The organism is Cyclobacterium sediminis, assembly GCF_054781075.1.
Genome location: NZ_BAAGVC010000001.1, coordinates 34,708 through 49,649 on the forward strand (window position 1 = coordinate 34,708; position 14,942 = coordinate 49,649).

Below are 14,942 nucleotides of genomic sequence, written 5' to 3' on the forward strand. Positions count from 1 at the left end.
TATCAAAAAAGGAGGGTTTCCCCTCCTTTAATTATTGTGACTGTATCGTTTGACTTAGACCTTAGTCTTTGTTTTCCACTACATCTTCTTTTTTATCATCCGTATCTGTTCCATCGTTCTTTGGTGCTTCGATGGCTTTGTCATCGGTTTTTAACTTGGTAAACTTTTCGTAAGTTGTTTCCTTGTCAAAAGGCCGCTTACCAATAAGCTCCTCCAAGTCTGCTTGGAATAATATTTCCTTCTCCAAAAGCTCTTTGGCTATTTTAACCAATTCATTTTTCCTCTCCCTTAAAAGGTCAAGGGTCCTGGAATAAGCAAACTCAATAAGTTTGCGCACTTCTTCATCTATGGTCTGAGCCGTATTGTCAGAGTAAGGTTTGTCAAACTTGTATTCACCACCTTTGCTGTCATAGAAAGAAACATTACCTATTTTATCATTCATTCCATACACAGAGACAATGGAATAAGCCATTTTGGTGATTCTCTCAAGATCACTTAATGCTCCGGTTGAGATTTTACCGAAGATAATTTCTTCAGCAGCTCTTCCTCCCAATGCCATACACATTTCGTCGATAAGCTGTTCGGTTTGGTAAAGGAATTGTTCTTTTGGAAGGTACTGAGCATAGCCCAAAGCAGCAATTCCTCTAGGGACAATACTTACTTTAACCAATGGATCGGCATGTTCTAAGAACCAACCGGCTACAGCATGTCCTGCCTCGTGGTAGGCAACTATTTTTTTCTCCTCAGGAGAGATGATTTTATTTTTCTTTTCCAAACCACCAATTACCCGGTCCACTGCATCTTGGAAATCTTGCATGTCCACCGCGTTTTTGTTTCTTCTCGCCGCTATTAAAGCAGCTTCATTACAAACATTGGCAATTTCTGCACCTGCAAATCCCGGGGTTTGGGCAGCTAGTTTTTTCGGCTCTATATCATCTGAAGTTTTGATGGGCTCTAAGTGAACCTTAAAGATAGCTTCTCTACCAACAATATCGGGCTTGTCAATGCTTATCTGGCGATCAAAACGGCCTGCTCTTAGCAATGCGCTGTCGAGTACATCCGGGCGGTTGGTTGCCGCAAGGACAATTACTCCTGAATCCGTTCCGAACCCATCCATTTCTACCAAAAGGGAGTTAAGGGTGTTTTCTCTCTCGTCATTGGATCCGGGCATCTGTCCTTTTCCTCTGGATCTGCCTATGGCATCTATTTCATCAATAAATATAATACAAGGCGCTTTTTCTTTGGCTTGTTTGAATAGGTCACGAACCCTCGCAGCACCTACCCCTACAAACATCTCCACGAAGTCGGATCCGGAAAGTGTAAAGAAAGGAACACCTGCTTCCCCAGCCACTGCTTTGGCAAGTAAAGTTTTACCTGTACCCGGAGGGCCTATTAGTAAAGCTCCTTTTGGTATTTTACCCCCCAGTTTGGTGAACTTGGCAGGGGTTTTTAAAAATTCTACAATTTCTTCAACCTCTTCTTTTGCTTCGTCTAAACCTGCCACATTGTCAAACGTGATTTTAACTTTGTTTTCAGCATCAAACAGTTGGGCTTTTGACTTGCCTACATTAAAGATTTGTCCTCCCGGTCCACTTGGTCCGGACATCCTTCGCATCATCATCCAAAAAAGGAAGAAAATTAAAATCAAGAAGCCGAAACTTGAAATCCAGTTGCCCCAGCTCTCTTCTTCTTTAGCTGAATAACCTATTCTTTGCTCTTCAGGTAATTTTTCTTCCAGCTGTGAATAATTTTCTATAAAATTATCAACAGAGGCGATCTTAATTTTATAATGTGGTCCCGTAGGATTTGAAAACCTGTTCTGACTCTCCAGTTCATCTTTATACCTTTGGTTTTCGAGTGCCTCCTCTTTTAGAGTGACTTCAACATAATTTTGATTAAATATGACAGTTACTTTCTTTACGTCATTGCTTAAAACCATGTCCTCAAAACGCTTCATGGTAATTTCAACAGTGGCCGTGTTTTGATTAAACCAGGTGACGCCAATAAGGACAATGACCGCGGTTATGATCAACCAAAGTTGAAAATTCGGCTTTTGGGGAGGTTTTGGAACAAATTTTTTAGATTTATTATTACTCATGTCGGTATTTTATAATGCTTGAATTTTTTTAAAACGAATTAGATAAAAGAAAGTTTCTACCTAAGGTATTATTACGAACTGATTTTGGTAATCTTAGCATCCCCCCAAAGTTCCTCCAATTGGTAAAACTCCCGCGTGTCTTTTAAGAAAATATGAACAACAACATTTGCATAGTCAAGTAGGACCCATTGGCGCGTGTTTTTTCCCTCACTCATCCATGGTCTTTCCTTATTCGTTTTATAAACCTCTTCTTCGATTGCGTTGGAAATACCATCAACCTGTGTGTCGGATGTGGCTGAACAAATCACAAAAAAATCAGTCATCGTGCTAAAGATATCTCTCAAGTCCATCAATACGATGTTAGAAGCTTTTTTATCTTCCATTCCTTTTACAATAACCTTGCACAGCTCTTCTGCCGTCATATATTTATTTATCGTGTAATTTAAATTTATTTATTTTGTTATCCATAACTTGAGATGAAACATTAAATATCCAGATTATGGGGTGAAATAACTAATAATACATGCATAAAATCCTTGCCAATACTGTTTTTTTAGGAAAAGAAATTATAAACCTGACAGACTGTCACTCTACCAACGACGTTGCGCTTTCGATGGTTCGGTCAGGACTAATTAATGATGGCGCAGTTGTCATTGCACACAATCAAAGTAGGGGCAAAGGGCAAAGAGGGAGCCAGTGGGAATCATTGCCAGGGCTAAACCTGACTTTCTCCTTGGTCTTATTTCCTTCCTTTTTATCTATCAATGATCAATTTATCTTGAACATGGCCATTGCCATTGGGGTTAAGCAAGGCCTCAATCGATATGTAAATGACGTAGCAGTGAAATGGCCGAATGATTTTTATTATCAAGGCAAAAAGCTGGGAGGGATGTTGCTTGAAAATCGTTTAAAAAGTCAATATCTGGACCACTCTATTATTGGTTTAGGTATCAATGTCAATCAGACAGCATTTAAGACGAAAGGAGCCATCTCATTAAAAGGCATTTTAGGAACTGATTTGGATTTGAATGAAGTCCTGAGCGAAATTTTAAAGAATATTGAAAAATGGTACCTTCATTTGAAAACCGAATCATTTAAATCCATTAAAGAAACCTATCAAAACAGCCTTTATTTGTTTGATAAGTGGGCTACCTATGATGATGGAGAGATTTTTTCAGGTAAAATTACCGGAGTGGGGAATTTTGGCCATTTGGAAATGCTTAAACAAAATGGAAAACATATTCGTTATGAGCTAAAACAAATTAGGCTAATTAGAAATGACTAATTTTCATTTGTGTTCACTTATACCTAAATTTGACAAAATTTTCCTAGAAACTATATAATTTCAAATATGTCAGCAACGAAATCACAGGAATACGTTCAATATAAAGTAAAGGATATTTCTCTTGCCGATTACGGTCGAAAAGAAATAAGACTTGCTGAAAGTGAAATGCCCGGATTAATGTCCCTTAGAGAAGAGTTTGGAGATTCCCAACCTTTGAAGGGGGCAAGAATTGCGGGTTGTCTTCACATGACAATTCAAACTGCAGTATTGATCGAAACTTTGGTCGCTTTAGGGGCTGAGGTTACCTGGTCTTCTTGTAATATTTTTTCCACCCAGGATCATGCTGCAGCAGCAGTGGCGGCAGCAGGTGTGAGCGTATATGCATGGAAAGGGCTTTCCGAAAAAGACTTTGATTGGTGCATAGAGCAAACCCTATTCTTCGGTGAAGAAAAAGAGCCTTTGAATATGATTTTGGATGATGGCGGAGACTTGACCAATATGGTATTGGACAAGTACCCTGAATTGGTAGGCAATATCAAGGGGCTTTCTGAAGAAACCACCACAGGGGTGCATAGGCTTTATGAAAGGATGAAGAATGGAACCTTGCCAATTCCTGCGATTAATGTAAATGACTCTGTAACCAAGTCTAAGTTTGATAATAAGTACGGTTGTAAGGAGTCTTTGGTGGATGCCATTAGACGTGCAACAGATGTAATGATGGCCGGGAAAGTAGCCGCCGTAGCAGGTTATGGTGATGTTGGAAAAGGGTCTGCAGCCTCTCTTCGTGGAGCCGGTGCTAGAGTCATTGTTTCGGAAGTGGATCCAATTTGTGCTTTACAGGCGGCCATGGACGGTTTTGAAGTTAAGAAAATGATTGACGCAGTTAAAGAAGCGGATATCGTAGTTACAGCCACCGGAAATAAAGACATTATTACAGAAGCACACTTCAGGGCACTTAAAGACAAGGCCATTGTTTGTAATATTGGTCATTTCGACAATGAAATTGATATGGCCTGGTTGAATGGAACTTATGGCAATACCAAAGACGAAATCAAACCTCAGGTAGATCTATACAATGTAGATGGTAACGACATCATCGTTTTGGCTGAAGGAAGACTAGTGAATTTGGGCTGTGCTACAGGTCACCCTTCTTTTGTGATGTCCAATTCATTTGCTAACCAAACTTTGGCCCAGCTAGAATTGTGGAACAATACCGACCAATACAAGCCGGGAGTCTATATGTTGCCTAAACATTTGGATGAAAAGGTAGCTGAATTGCACCTTAAGAAATTAGGCGTTGAATTGGATCAATTGTCAGAAGACCAAGCAGAATATATTGGAGTGGCTCCTCAGGGACCATTTAAGCCTGATTACTACAGGTATTAATAGATCCTATTTTTCTCATTAAGAAAACCTCAACCATTGTATTATGGTTGAGGTTTTTTGTTTTAATGATTGCTAAAGCATGGAAGAATGTAGCAAAGCCTTAAGTAGCTAGTACTAAAATAAGATAGCATGCTTTACCTGAATAAGGTAAGCCTTTATTATTTTTAGATGCTTTCTGCCAATATTTATTTATTCTCCTTAAGAATTACTTAATATTAGATGAGAAAAGATTGGTGCTGTATTTTGGCCAACTATTTTTAGACGGTTTCGTGAAAAATGTAGCATTATTAGTCTTTCTTTAAAGCCAAAGAAAAAAAATACAACTTAGGGGACTGATTAGAAGTAAAACTTTGTTAATTACACTTCATAGATTAAATAATACAGGCAATATGAAATCAGTATCTTATTTTATGGTTAGGTTAGGCATTGGCATTAGTATGCTGGGCCATGGCTTGGTAAGGATTCCTAAACTTAAGGCTTTTAGCGAAGGGATGATCAATAATTTTCAGGACTCCTTACTTCCCGAGTTCTTACTTATCCCTTTTAGTTATGCGCTTCCATTTGTGGAACTTTTACTGGGTGTACTTCTAGTTATCGGATGGCAAACGAAAAGAGCAGCGATAGTAGGGGGATTTTTAATGCTGGCATTAATTACAGGCACATCATTGATTGAAAATTGGTCGGCTTTGCCTTCTCAGATGATTCATTTATTGTTTTTTGTTGTGGTTTATGAATTCAATAAAGCCAATGCTTTTGCATTGGATACTTCAAAGGAATAAGTAAAGAGAAATGATTACAAAAGAAAACTTAAACAGTTACTTGACATTTTTTTCTGATTCTAAACTTTTAGCTGCTTTGGGTAGTGAAGGGAGAATTTTAGAAGTTAAAAGCGGGGAGGCAATAATTGAACCCGGCCAATTCATCAAGATGGTTCCAATTTTATTAAGTGGAAGCATTAAGGTTTTGCGCTTGGATGAAGAGGGGAGGGAGTTATTATTGTACTATATAGATCCGGGAGAAACTTGTGCCTTATCTCTAACTTGTTGCTCATCTTATAGGCCTAGTGAGATCAGGGCGGTGGCAGAGGAGGATTGTATAATTCTTAGTGTGCCGGTGGATAAGCACGAAAAATGGACAGAAGAGTTCAGACAATGGAAAGATTATGTGACAGATTCTTATCGAATAAAATTTCAGGAATTGCTTAGGACCCTTGATGCAGTTGCTTTCAAACGCATGGATGAAAGATTGATGCGGTATTTGGTTGCCAAGATGAAACAATTAAAAACCAACGAACTTTCAACAACCCATCAGGAAATAGCCAATGAATTGGGGACTTCCAGAGAGGTGGTTTCAAGATTGCTTAAACAGCTGGAGAAAAAGAAATGGATTGAATTGGGTAGGAATGTCATTTATATCAGGGATGACTTTGAGGAATTGATTACTCATATGAATTGATCAATTGAAGCGCTTTTTTTTTGAGTAAATCCTTCTGAAACGGATGCAAAGGATATTATAAATCCAACGGAAAGGCCCCGGCTATAAATGGTTGTAAATAGTCAGGGGCTATATCGGTTTCGGTGATTTTTATTTTACTTTATAGTCATTATCTTAGTTTTATGATTCGATGGCATCTATTGCTCTTTGCTGTATGTTCTGCATTTTCAAATCTTTTGGCGCAAGAGTATAATTTAAGAAAACTTCAAACGGAACAAAAGCTATCTAACGATCATGTACAGGCGATTTTTAAAGATTCTGATGGATATATGTGGTTTGGGACCAATAATGGGTTAAACCGATATGATGGATCCACCATAAAAACCTTTTTTGCAGATCAGAGTGATTCAAGTGCATTATATCGCAATGATATTTATGATATTTTTGAGGGGATTGGAGGGGACCTTTGGTTAAAGAATGAAGATTCTATTTTTAATGTTTATAGTAAAAACAAAGGTGTTTTTATTAGAGATTTTAAGGTTATCAAAGATCGGTACAAATTAAAAAGTCAGGAGGTTAGTAAAATATATGCGGATTCACAAAAGAGGTTATGGTTTTTGCACCCTTTTGATGGAATGACATTGTATTTTCCGGAAAAGGATGAGTCAAAATTTATAATAAGTAAGCCTTCAGAAACGGCTAGTTTGAGTCACAATAATGTTTCGGATATTCAAGAAGATTTAAACGGTAGTATCTGGTTGGTTTATGACAATGGTTCAGTAGACATTCTGTCAGGAGAGTCATTGAAAATCACAGGTCATTTTGAAATAGCGGATGTAATTGGTCAAAACCAGAGATTTAATTTTAAAATTAAGCTTGATAAGCAAGGAGATGCTTGGGTTTACTGTCCTAATTTTGCCTTGGGTGTCTTTTATATAAACCATAAAGCAAAGACAATAGAGGCAATCAATGAAAATTCCCATGGTTTGAAATTGAATAATTCATTGGTGAAGGCAGTCATGCCCCATTCCAATGGTGAGGTTTGGATTGGGACAGACCATGGAGGAATTAATATAATCAATGCAGATAAAACTAAAGTTCGTTACCTGTTAAATCAGCCTGATAATCCCTACTCCCTATCCCATAATGCGGTCTATGCATTGTTTGAAGATGATCAGGGCATTGTTTGGATAGGCACCCACAAAAAAGGTGTAGAGTTATACCATCCGGATTTTAGCAGATTTGGACTGGTAAAAAGAGAAATAGATCTTAGTAAGCCCTACCCCATGAACGATGTCAATGCCTTTGAAGAAGATGGCGAAGGAAACATTTTTATCGGAACCAATGGGGGAGGCCTATGGCAATATTCTCCCGAAAATGGTGCAATTACAGATGTTGTAAAACTAGGCAAAACCTTGCTTCCTAAAGATTTGGTGGTCGTTGACTTATTGACAGATAGTGAAGGAGTGTTATGGATAGGTACTTATCAAAATGGTTTGTATGCTTATGATGGTGAATCCTTGAAACACTTTGATCCGGGTATGGAGAGAAATGCCGGGAAATTGAAAGACAATAATGTTTGGAATATCTTTGAAGACAGCAAAAAGCGATTGTGGATAGGTACACTTAGGGAGGGGCTATTTTTATACGACAAAGAGAAGAATAGCTTTTTACAGTTTACTGAAGCAGGAGAAGGTATGGCGTTGGAAAACCTCTACATTACCGGAATAACTGAAGATGAGCATGGTAATATTTGGTCTGCGGGTATTAAAGGAATTGATGTCTTTAGCCCTGAAACCGGGTATTACCGGTATTTCCCAGGAGGCATAGGAGACGATTCAGGCTTAAGTAGCAATGAGGTTTCAGACCTTATCAAAGATAAGTACGGAAAGATTTGGGTAAGTACCCACAAAGGTCTTTGCTATTACGATGAACAGGCTTCCCAATTTGTCGTTTTTGATCAGTCAGACGGTTTAAAAAATGAATTCTTGGTTAGCTTGGTAGCAGATTACCTGGGAGACTTATGGTTAAGCTCCCAAGACGGAATCATTCACGCGATGATCGATAGGTCGGAGGCTAAGCTGAAAGCTGATTTTAGACTATTTAATGCAAGGGATGGTCTTCAAGGAGATTATTTCAATAAAAATGCAATGTTCATTGCTGAAAAAGGAAACATTTATTTTGGGGGTTCAGATGGTTTCAATTTTGTAGATCCCTCTACTTTTTCATTCCATGAGGATGAACCCAAGGTGGTCTTTTCAGCTTTTTCGTTGTTCAACCGATCGATATCCGTCAATGAGGATGTAAATGGCCGAATTTTAATGAAAGAACCTCTGGATAAATCTCGGAGCATCCAATTGAACCATGATGAGAACATTTTTTCTGTTTCATTTTCTTCAATGAATTACCTTAATCCGGAAAAAAGTAGCTTTCAATATAAATTAGAAGGGTTTAGTAATGATTGGACCAATCTTTCCGAACCTCCATTTGAGGTAACCTTTACAAATTTGGATCCCGGTAAATACCAATTATTGGTAAAAGCTTCCAGCATAGATGGCATTCCGGGTTCAGAGGCAGCATCCTTAGCTATTGAGGTTTTGGCTCCCTTCTGGAAAACCGGTGTAGCCTATCTTATTTATTTAATTTCATTGTTCCTGTTAATGGTTGTCTTATGGCGGTGGTTTGTTAACAAAGAAAGGCTAAGGCTTAGAAGACAGGGTGAAATCAAAGAGATCCAAAGACGGGCCGAGTTAGATCAAATGAAAAGTAAGTTTTTCACCAATGTAAGCCACGAATTTAGAACCCCGCTCACCTTAATTTTGGCCCCTTTAGATAAATTAAAAGAAGAGTATGGTGAAGGTCCTACCAATTTTCATCTGAAAACAATTCAGCAAAATGCCCATAAATTATTGACGCTTGTTAATCAATTAATGGACCTAAGAAATATTGAAACGCAGACCCTGCAAATGGTAAAGGCAGAAGGTGATATTATTGCTTTGATTGGGGAGCAGGTACTTGCTTTCCAAAGCCTAGCTATTAATTCCAATATTGAATTGTCTTTTAGTACTGAGATTGAAAAATTACCTTGTTCTTTTGATTCAGATAAAGTTGAAAAAATCATCAATAACCTATTGTCTAATGCCTTTAAATTTACTTGTGAAGGGGGGAGAATTGAGGTGAAATTAAGTTTTAAGCAGGAAGAATCCCATCAAGGAGTTTTGACAATGCTTGTAAAAGATTCCGGAATTGGTATACCCAAACATCTACAAAAAAGGGTCTTTGAGAGATACTATACCACCAATGCCAACCAAAATCAGGGAACAGGAATTGGTCTATCTTTGGTAGATGAATTTACCAAAATGCATGGTGGCAGTGTTTGTTTAGATAGTGAAATAGGATATGGAACAACGTTTACAGTAAGGCTTCCTTTAGAGCTAATGAAAGGTTTCAAACCACCGGGCGATGAACCTTTTCTTAACGATAGGGAAGAGCCGGAAGAAAAAACACAGAAAGAGCTGTTAGAACAAAAGCCAAGACTTCTTCTGGTGGAAGACAATGCAGACCTTCGCCAATACCTCTATGAGGTTTTAAAGGAGGATTATTTAATTGACCAAGCAGCCAATGGTGAAAAAGCTTTAAAAATAGCGCAAGAAAAATATCCGGATATTGTTCTTTCCGACATTATGATGCCTGAAATGGATGGTGTAACCTTGTGTAGGCATATCAAAAATAACCTCAAAACCTCGCATATACCTGTGGTTTTATTGACCGCCAAAACTGCTGAAGAAGCCCATTTATCGGGAATGGCCTCCGGATGCAATTTATACCTTGAAAAACCATTTAACCTGGCACTCCTTCGTTCGGGTTTACAAAATCTTCTGAAGGAAAAAAGTAGACTACAGCAACATTACCAGAAAGTCATATCCGTACAAACCAGTGAACCGGAGTTGGAGTCACTGGATGATAAGCTGATACAAAGAGCCATAGCTTTGGTAGAAAAAGAAATAGAAAATCCTGATTTTTCTGTGGAGACCCTTAGCCGAGAGCTAGGGATGAGCAGAATGCATTTGTATAAAAAGTGCAATGCGCTAATCGGGCAAAGCCCCTTGGAATTTATTCGATCCATTCGCCTGCAAAGGGCTGCTCAACTGCTAAAACAAAACCAATTTTCGGTTTCAGAGGTGGCTTATCAGGTTGGGTTTAATAATGCTAAATATTTTTCTAAACACTTTAAAAGTTATTTTGGTACTTTACCTTCTCAATTTCAAAAACAATATAAAAATGATGCGTAACCAATTACTATTTGTTCTTGCTCTTGTGCTTTTGGTCGGCTGTCGCCAAGGTGAAACTGAGCCCATTTCTCCCGTCCATCCTATTCCGGATGAAAGGCAACTGGCTTGGCAGGATTTGGAATTTTATGCCTTTGCACATTTCAACATGAATACTTTTACCAATATGGAGTGGGGCATGGGGGATGAAGATCCTTCTTTGTTTAATCCCACAGATTTTGATCCAAAGCAATGGGCGAAGGTATGCAAGGAAGCAGGGATGAAAGGGATAATCATTACGGCAAAGCATCATGATGGTTTTTGCCTTTGGCCTACAGCTACCACGGAGCATTCGGTAAAAAATGCAGCATGGAAAGATGGTAAAGGGGATATTATCAAGGAGGTGTCTGAAGCATTCAGGGCTGAAGGGCTAAAATTTGGAGTGTATCTTTCCCCTTGGGACAGGAATCACCCTGCTTATGGAACTCCGGAATATGTAACAGTATTTAGGGAGCAACTGAGAGAACTTTTGACCAATTATGGGGAAATTTTCGAAGTCTGGTTCGATGGTGCCAACGGAGGTACCGGCTATTACGGTGGGGCCAATGAGGAGCGAAGGGTAAATAAAAAGAATTATTACGATTGGCCCGGAACGATAGAAATTGTAAGAGAACTTCAGCCCAATGCCGTAATCTTCGGAGATGCCGGGCCGGATGTTAGGTGGGTCGGCAATGAGCATGGCTTTGCATATCCTACCACCTGGTCAAATCTTATGAGGGACTCTATCTATGGCGGGATGCCCGAATACGCAAAGAAGTATTCTTCCGGACAAGAGAATGGCACCCATTGGGTACCTGCAGAAGCCGATGTTTCCATCCGTCCCGGCTGGTATTACCACCCCTATGAAGATCATAAAGTAAGGTCACTTCCTGAATTGTTGGACATATATTATAATAGTATAGGTAGGAATAGCTCCTTATTATTGAATTTCCCTGTGGATAAAACAGGACAAATCCACGAAAACGATGTGCGACAGCTTAATAAATTGGTGGCAAAAGTTAAAGAGGATTTTAGCCGGAAGATTGCTTTAAGTGGAAGCAATTTATCCGCATCTTCTGAAAATGGGGAGTACCTAGTAGACAATTTGCTTCAACCGGAAATGGAAACATTTTGGAATCCCAAATCGGGTGAACTGCCGGCTACAGTAACCATAGATTTTGGTGCCGAACAAACATTTAATCGCTTTTTGGTGCAAGAGAATATTTCTCTAGGGCAAAGGGTAAAATCTTTTGCGCTTGAAATCAAAAATGAGAATGGCCAATGGGAAACTTTAGCCAAGGAGACCACCATAGGTTATAAAAGAATTCTTAGGCTTCCGGATACCAAAACATCAGCAGTAAAATTTACCATTCATGATGCCAAGGACAGCCCGGTTATCAGTCACCTAGCCTTTTATAATGCCCCCAAATTATTATTACCCCCTACAATTGCCAGAGATAAAAATGGTCAGGTAAGTTTTGACCTTAGTGAGGAAGGATTGCAGGCCTTTTATAGTTTGGATGGGAGTGACCCCAAATCCGGAGGTATTGCTTATAAAGAAAGCTTTGAACTCCTTCAGCCCGCTACATTAAAGGCAGTCTCCAAAGATCCGGTAACAGGAGAATTTAGTGAGCCGATCACCATCGCTTTTCCTTTGGCCAAGAAAAAGTGGAAGGTAATTGATCCCGAAAAAGATGCCAATCAGCTTATAGACGATGATCCTTACACCAATTATACCAGCAAACAAAACAGAGCAAGCATAGATCTGGGAGAAAATCAGGAAGTTTCAGGCTTTACTTATTATCCCATACAAAACAGGTACATGTCCGGATTGATCAAGGATTTTGAATTTCATACCAGTATAGATGGCAAAAACTGGCAAAAAGCAGTGTCCGGGGAGTTTGGAAATATAGCCAATAGTCCCATCGAACAGCAGGTGGAATTCGAACCCCGAACCGCAAGGTATATTCGATTGATTGCAAAAAGTACGACTGATGGTCAATCCGCTACTTTTGCTGAAATAGGAGTGTTATTGACTGAATAAATCAAAAAAATAGCTTAATCGCACAAAATATGCCGCAATAAGGGCTTAGCTGGTGTTACCCGGTTTAATGGATTGGTTTTTGTAATGAGTTGATTAAATAAATTTTAAACCAAAAACCACTGATATTATGTTGACATGGGTAATTACATTTCTTGTTGTAGCTTTAATCGCTGCGGTATTGGGTTTTGGAGGAATAGCCTCCGGACTGGCCTCAATTGCTAAAGTAATCTTTTATATTTTTGTCGTTTTATTATTGATAAGCCTTGTGGCTGGCGGCGTGAATGGCTTTTAAATATTTATCTCACCCGTGAAATTTTTCCGGGTGGGATTTTTTTTATGCTGTTGGGAGAATGGGTAGATAGTAGAAAGTTTCGGCTTTTAATTTTTTATTACATCACATACTCTTCAAATAATTGCTGAAGGGTTTTGTTAAGGTCTTTACTCAGTCCGGGATGGGGTCTGGAAGTCTGAATTACTGAACTTCTTACAGCCGTAAGCCATCTAAACCTGGAAGCAAGGTCCATATTGGCTATTGGGCCACCATCGTTTTCCCCTTTACAAATCTTCTCAAAAGATTTTAAATTTTCATTAATCATTTCCAAATCTGCATCTGGATCCAAAGCCCTTATTTTTTCTTGGCAAAGGTGGATTTTCACTCCCAGAAAATCACTTTTGTGGTCGCACAAAATGACTCCGACATTTACAAATTCCTCCCGCTCCACTCTTGGGACAACCCGAAGGATGGCATATTCATATAAGTGATTTTCTTGCATCATTGGCTTCTTTGGTGAATTGATCTGCATACGACAATCTTAACTTTAGAAAATCGGCATAAACTGTTCTTAATTCCGCTGCATTGTCCCCATCTCTTCCGGCCAGCAGCCATTCCTCAGGAATCAGAGAAACGATGGCATCTATTTTCTCCTCACTTAAGAGAGCGGATAATTCTTCATTGACCTGATCCAGATTTTCTGCTTGCTGGAGCAAAACATGATTGGCAATAATAGGAAAAGGTTTGGTTGCATTTTCTTTCCATCTCGTCCATCCATGCTGAAATAAAAATGCAGCCCCATGGTCAATGAGCCAAAGCTCTCTGTTCCACATCAGCATATTTGTGTTTCTAAAGGTCCGGTCTACATTGGTGATAAACAGATCTAACCATACAATTTTGGAGGCTAAGAGCGTCTCAACTTTTGATGCTACCGGATCATAGTTTATCGCTCCGGATAAATAATGCAAAGCTAAATTTAATCCTTGGCTTCCTTTTAGCAAATCCTGGATTTCCTCGTCTCCTTCAGATCGACCAAAAGCAGGATCCAAATTAGCAAAAACTAATTCAGGTACTTTAAGCCCTAAAGTTCGGGCAATTTCCCCGCCAAGTAACTCGGCGATCAGGGCCTTTTCGCGTTGACCTGCCCCACGAAACTTAAGCACATATTTGAAGCCGTCATCTGCAGCAGCAAGGGCAGGAAGTGAACCACCTTCCCTGAGTGCTTGCATGTATCTGGTTACATTGACCGTTCGCAATTGAAGTTTTTGTTCCATAAATTTTGAATAGCTGGGATTTTAAAAATTAATCCCTTTAACCATGCAATTTCGGAAATTTAACAGAACTTTAATTAGTACTTAGAAATAAAAAAAATAGCGGATTTCATTGAATCGCATCAATAGCTATTAAATTTGCTTGAATCAGTATTTTACTATCCAATAGATTTATATGAACCTTTTTGACTTTTTAAAAGCCTTGGTGCCGTTTACTAAAGAAGAATTAGAGGACATTCTAAGACACTTTAAGAAAGAGACGGTTGCTAAGAACCAAATCCTTGTCCGACAAGGAGAAGTGTCCAAATCCTTGTATTTTATTGAGAGTGGCTTGGGTAGGAGTTATTATCTTAATCAAGCAGGAAAAGAGATTACCCAATGGTTTTTTGGTAGTGGGAAGTTTATGGCCAGTGCAGATAGCTTTTTTCAGCAATGCCCAAGCTTGTATTATATAGAGATCTTGGAAGATGCTGTGATATATAGTATAACAAAAGAGAAGTTGGATGAATTATTCGATACCTATCCCAAAATGGAAAAGTTGGGCCGGCTTGTCACTACAGAAATGCTTACCAAGGTAGTGAATAAATTGAATGCCATTCAGTTTCAAACAGCCAAAGAGCGGTATGAATACATGTTGGCTGAGTTTCCTGACATTGCTTATCAGGTTCCCTTAGGACATATCGCATCTTATTTGGGAATGACCCAAGAAACCTTAAGCCGTATCAGGAAAAGCAATTCGAGTAAATAGGTTATAATTGAAAAGCTTTTATCCAAATCGGTCACTCTTGACAAAATAAAATACCAGGCTTTTTCGGGCCTTCAAAGGTTATGGTTTTTGGAGCAGGG

Annotated in this window: 12 protein-coding genes; 8 read left to right on the top strand and 4 right to left on the bottom strand. The window is 39.0% G+C overall.

The genetic code is table 11. The annotated features are described in order from the left end of the window. Positions 1 to 61: 61 nt before the first annotated feature. Positions 62 to 2,098, bottom strand: a complete 2,037-nt coding sequence (gene ftsH, locus ACYVHJ_RS00155) for an ATP-dependent zinc metalloprotease FtsH (RefSeq protein ID WP_339902639.1) — start codon at positions 2,096 to 2,098, stop codon at positions 62 to 64. A gap of 71 nt (positions 2,099 to 2,169) precedes the next feature. After that, the gene (rsfS, locus tag ACYVHJ_RS00160) at positions 2,170 to 2,520 is read right to left on the bottom strand and encodes a ribosome silencing factor (RefSeq protein WP_339902638.1); all 351 of its coding nucleotides are present in this window, start codon (positions 2,518 to 2,520) and stop codon (positions 2,170 to 2,172) included. A 101-nt stretch (positions 2,521 to 2,621) separates the two neighbouring features. Here rsfS and ACYVHJ_RS00165 point away from each other — a divergent pair, with 101 nt between their 5' ends. The 7 genes from ACYVHJ_RS00165 (at position 2,622) to ACYVHJ_RS00195 (ending at position 12,846) form a co-directional block, all read left to right on the top strand. Further along, complete coding sequence (locus tag ACYVHJ_RS00165) at positions 2,622 to 3,383, top strand: biotin--[acetyl-CoA-carboxylase] ligase (RefSeq protein WP_460511481.1); 762 nt, start codon at positions 2,622 to 2,624, stop codon at positions 3,381 to 3,383. Positions 3,384 to 3,449: 66 nt separating this feature from the next. Further along, positions 3,450 to 4,769: an adenosylhomocysteinase gene (gene ahcY / locus ACYVHJ_RS00170; protein ID WP_339902636.1), complete on the top strand. Its 1,320-nt coding sequence runs from the start codon at positions 3,450 to 3,452 to the stop codon at positions 4,767 to 4,769. 389 nt (positions 4,770 to 5,158) lie between these two features. After that, entirely contained in the window at positions 5,159 to 5,548 is a 390-nt protein-coding gene (locus ACYVHJ_RS00175; protein WP_460511483.1) for a DoxX family membrane protein, read from the top strand. Between the two features lie 10 nt (positions 5,549 to 5,558). Continuing rightward, entirely contained in the window at positions 5,559 to 6,224 is a 666-nt protein-coding gene (locus ACYVHJ_RS00180) for a Crp/Fnr family transcriptional regulator (protein WP_460511485.1), read from the top strand. Positions 6,225 to 6,385: 161 nt separating this feature from the next. After that, positions 6,386 to 10,495, top strand: coding sequence for a hybrid sensor histidine kinase/response regulator transcription factor (locus tag ACYVHJ_RS00185; protein WP_460511487.1), 4,110 nt, complete (start codon positions 6,386 to 6,388; stop codon positions 10,493 to 10,495). Beyond that, positions 10,485 to 12,554: an alpha-L-fucosidase gene (locus tag ACYVHJ_RS00190; protein ID WP_460511489.1), complete on the top strand. Its 2,070-nt coding sequence runs from the start codon at positions 10,485 to 10,487 to the stop codon at positions 12,552 to 12,554. Before ACYVHJ_RS00185 ends, ACYVHJ_RS00190 begins: the two co-directional genes overlap by 11 nt. A 127-nt stretch (positions 12,555 to 12,681) precedes the next feature. Next, positions 12,682 to 12,846, top strand: coding sequence for a DUF1328 domain-containing protein (locus ACYVHJ_RS00195; protein ID WP_339903567.1), 165 nt, complete (start codon positions 12,682 to 12,684; stop codon positions 12,844 to 12,846). Positions 12,847 to 12,943: 97 nt separating this feature from the next. On the opposite strand, the gene ACYVHJ_RS00200 is transcribed toward ACYVHJ_RS00195, so the two are convergent. Both ACYVHJ_RS00200 and ACYVHJ_RS00205 read right to left on the bottom strand, forming a co-directional pair. Continuing rightward, positions 12,944 to 13,327: a DUF3037 domain-containing protein gene (locus ACYVHJ_RS00200; protein ID WP_339903570.1), complete on the bottom strand. Its 384-nt coding sequence runs from the start codon at positions 13,325 to 13,327 to the stop codon at positions 12,944 to 12,946. Continuing rightward, the gene (locus ACYVHJ_RS00205; RefSeq protein ID WP_460511491.1) at positions 13,305 to 14,099 is read right to left on the bottom strand and encodes a HipA family kinase; all 795 of its coding nucleotides are present in this window, start codon (positions 14,097 to 14,099) and stop codon (positions 13,305 to 13,307) included. The genes ACYVHJ_RS00200 and ACYVHJ_RS00205 overlap by 23 nt, the downstream gene beginning before the upstream one ends. A gap of 172 nt (positions 14,100 to 14,271) precedes the next feature. Between ACYVHJ_RS00205 and ACYVHJ_RS00210 the strand changes: the two genes are divergently transcribed. After that, positions 14,272 to 14,844 carry a Crp/Fnr family transcriptional regulator gene (locus ACYVHJ_RS00210; RefSeq protein ID WP_460511493.1) on the top strand — a complete coding sequence of 191 codons (573 nt, stop codon included), beginning with the start codon at positions 14,272 to 14,274 and terminating at the stop codon, positions 14,842 to 14,844. Positions 14,845 to 14,942 lie beyond the last annotated feature (98 nt).

Excerpts from the sequence above, each read along its gene's own strand:
- ftsH (WP_339902639.1), bottom strand. The coding sequence starts at position 2,098 with ATGAGTAATAATAAATCTAAAAAATTTGTTCCAAAACCTCCCCAAAAG.
- rsfS (WP_339902638.1), bottom strand. The coding sequence starts at position 2,520 with ATGACGGCAGAAGAGCTGTGCAAGGTTATTGTAAAAGGAATGGAAGAT.
- ACYVHJ_RS00165 (WP_460511481.1), top strand. The coding sequence starts at position 2,622 with ATGCATAAAATCCTTGCCAATACTGTTTTTTTAGGAAAAGAAATTATA.
- ahcY (WP_339902636.1), top strand. The coding sequence starts at position 3,450 with ATGTCAGCAACGAAATCACAGGAATACGTTCAATATAAAGTAAAGGAT.
- ACYVHJ_RS00175 (WP_460511483.1), top strand. The coding sequence starts at position 5,159 with ATGAAATCAGTATCTTATTTTATGGTTAGGTTAGGCATTGGCATTAGT.
- ACYVHJ_RS00180 (WP_460511485.1), top strand. The coding sequence starts at position 5,559 with ATGATTACAAAAGAAAACTTAAACAGTTACTTGACATTTTTTTCTGAT.
- ACYVHJ_RS00185 (WP_460511487.1), top strand. The coding sequence starts at position 6,386 with ATGATTCGATGGCATCTATTGCTCTTTGCTGTATGTTCTGCATTTTCA.
- ACYVHJ_RS00190 (WP_460511489.1), top strand. The coding sequence starts at position 10,485 with ATGATGCGTAACCAATTACTATTTGTTCTTGCTCTTGTGCTTTTGGTC.
- ACYVHJ_RS00195 (WP_339903567.1), top strand. The coding sequence starts at position 12,682 with ATGTTGACATGGGTAATTACATTTCTTGTTGTAGCTTTAATCGCTGCG.
- ACYVHJ_RS00200 (WP_339903570.1), bottom strand. The coding sequence starts at position 13,327 with ATGCAAGAAAATCACTTATATGAATATGCCATCCTTCGGGTTGTCCCA.
- ACYVHJ_RS00205 (WP_460511491.1), bottom strand. The coding sequence starts at position 14,099 with ATGGAACAAAAACTTCAATTGCGAACGGTCAATGTAACCAGATACATG.
- ACYVHJ_RS00210 (WP_460511493.1), top strand. The coding sequence starts at position 14,272 with ATGAACCTTTTTGACTTTTTAAAAGCCTTGGTGCCGTTTACTAAAGAA.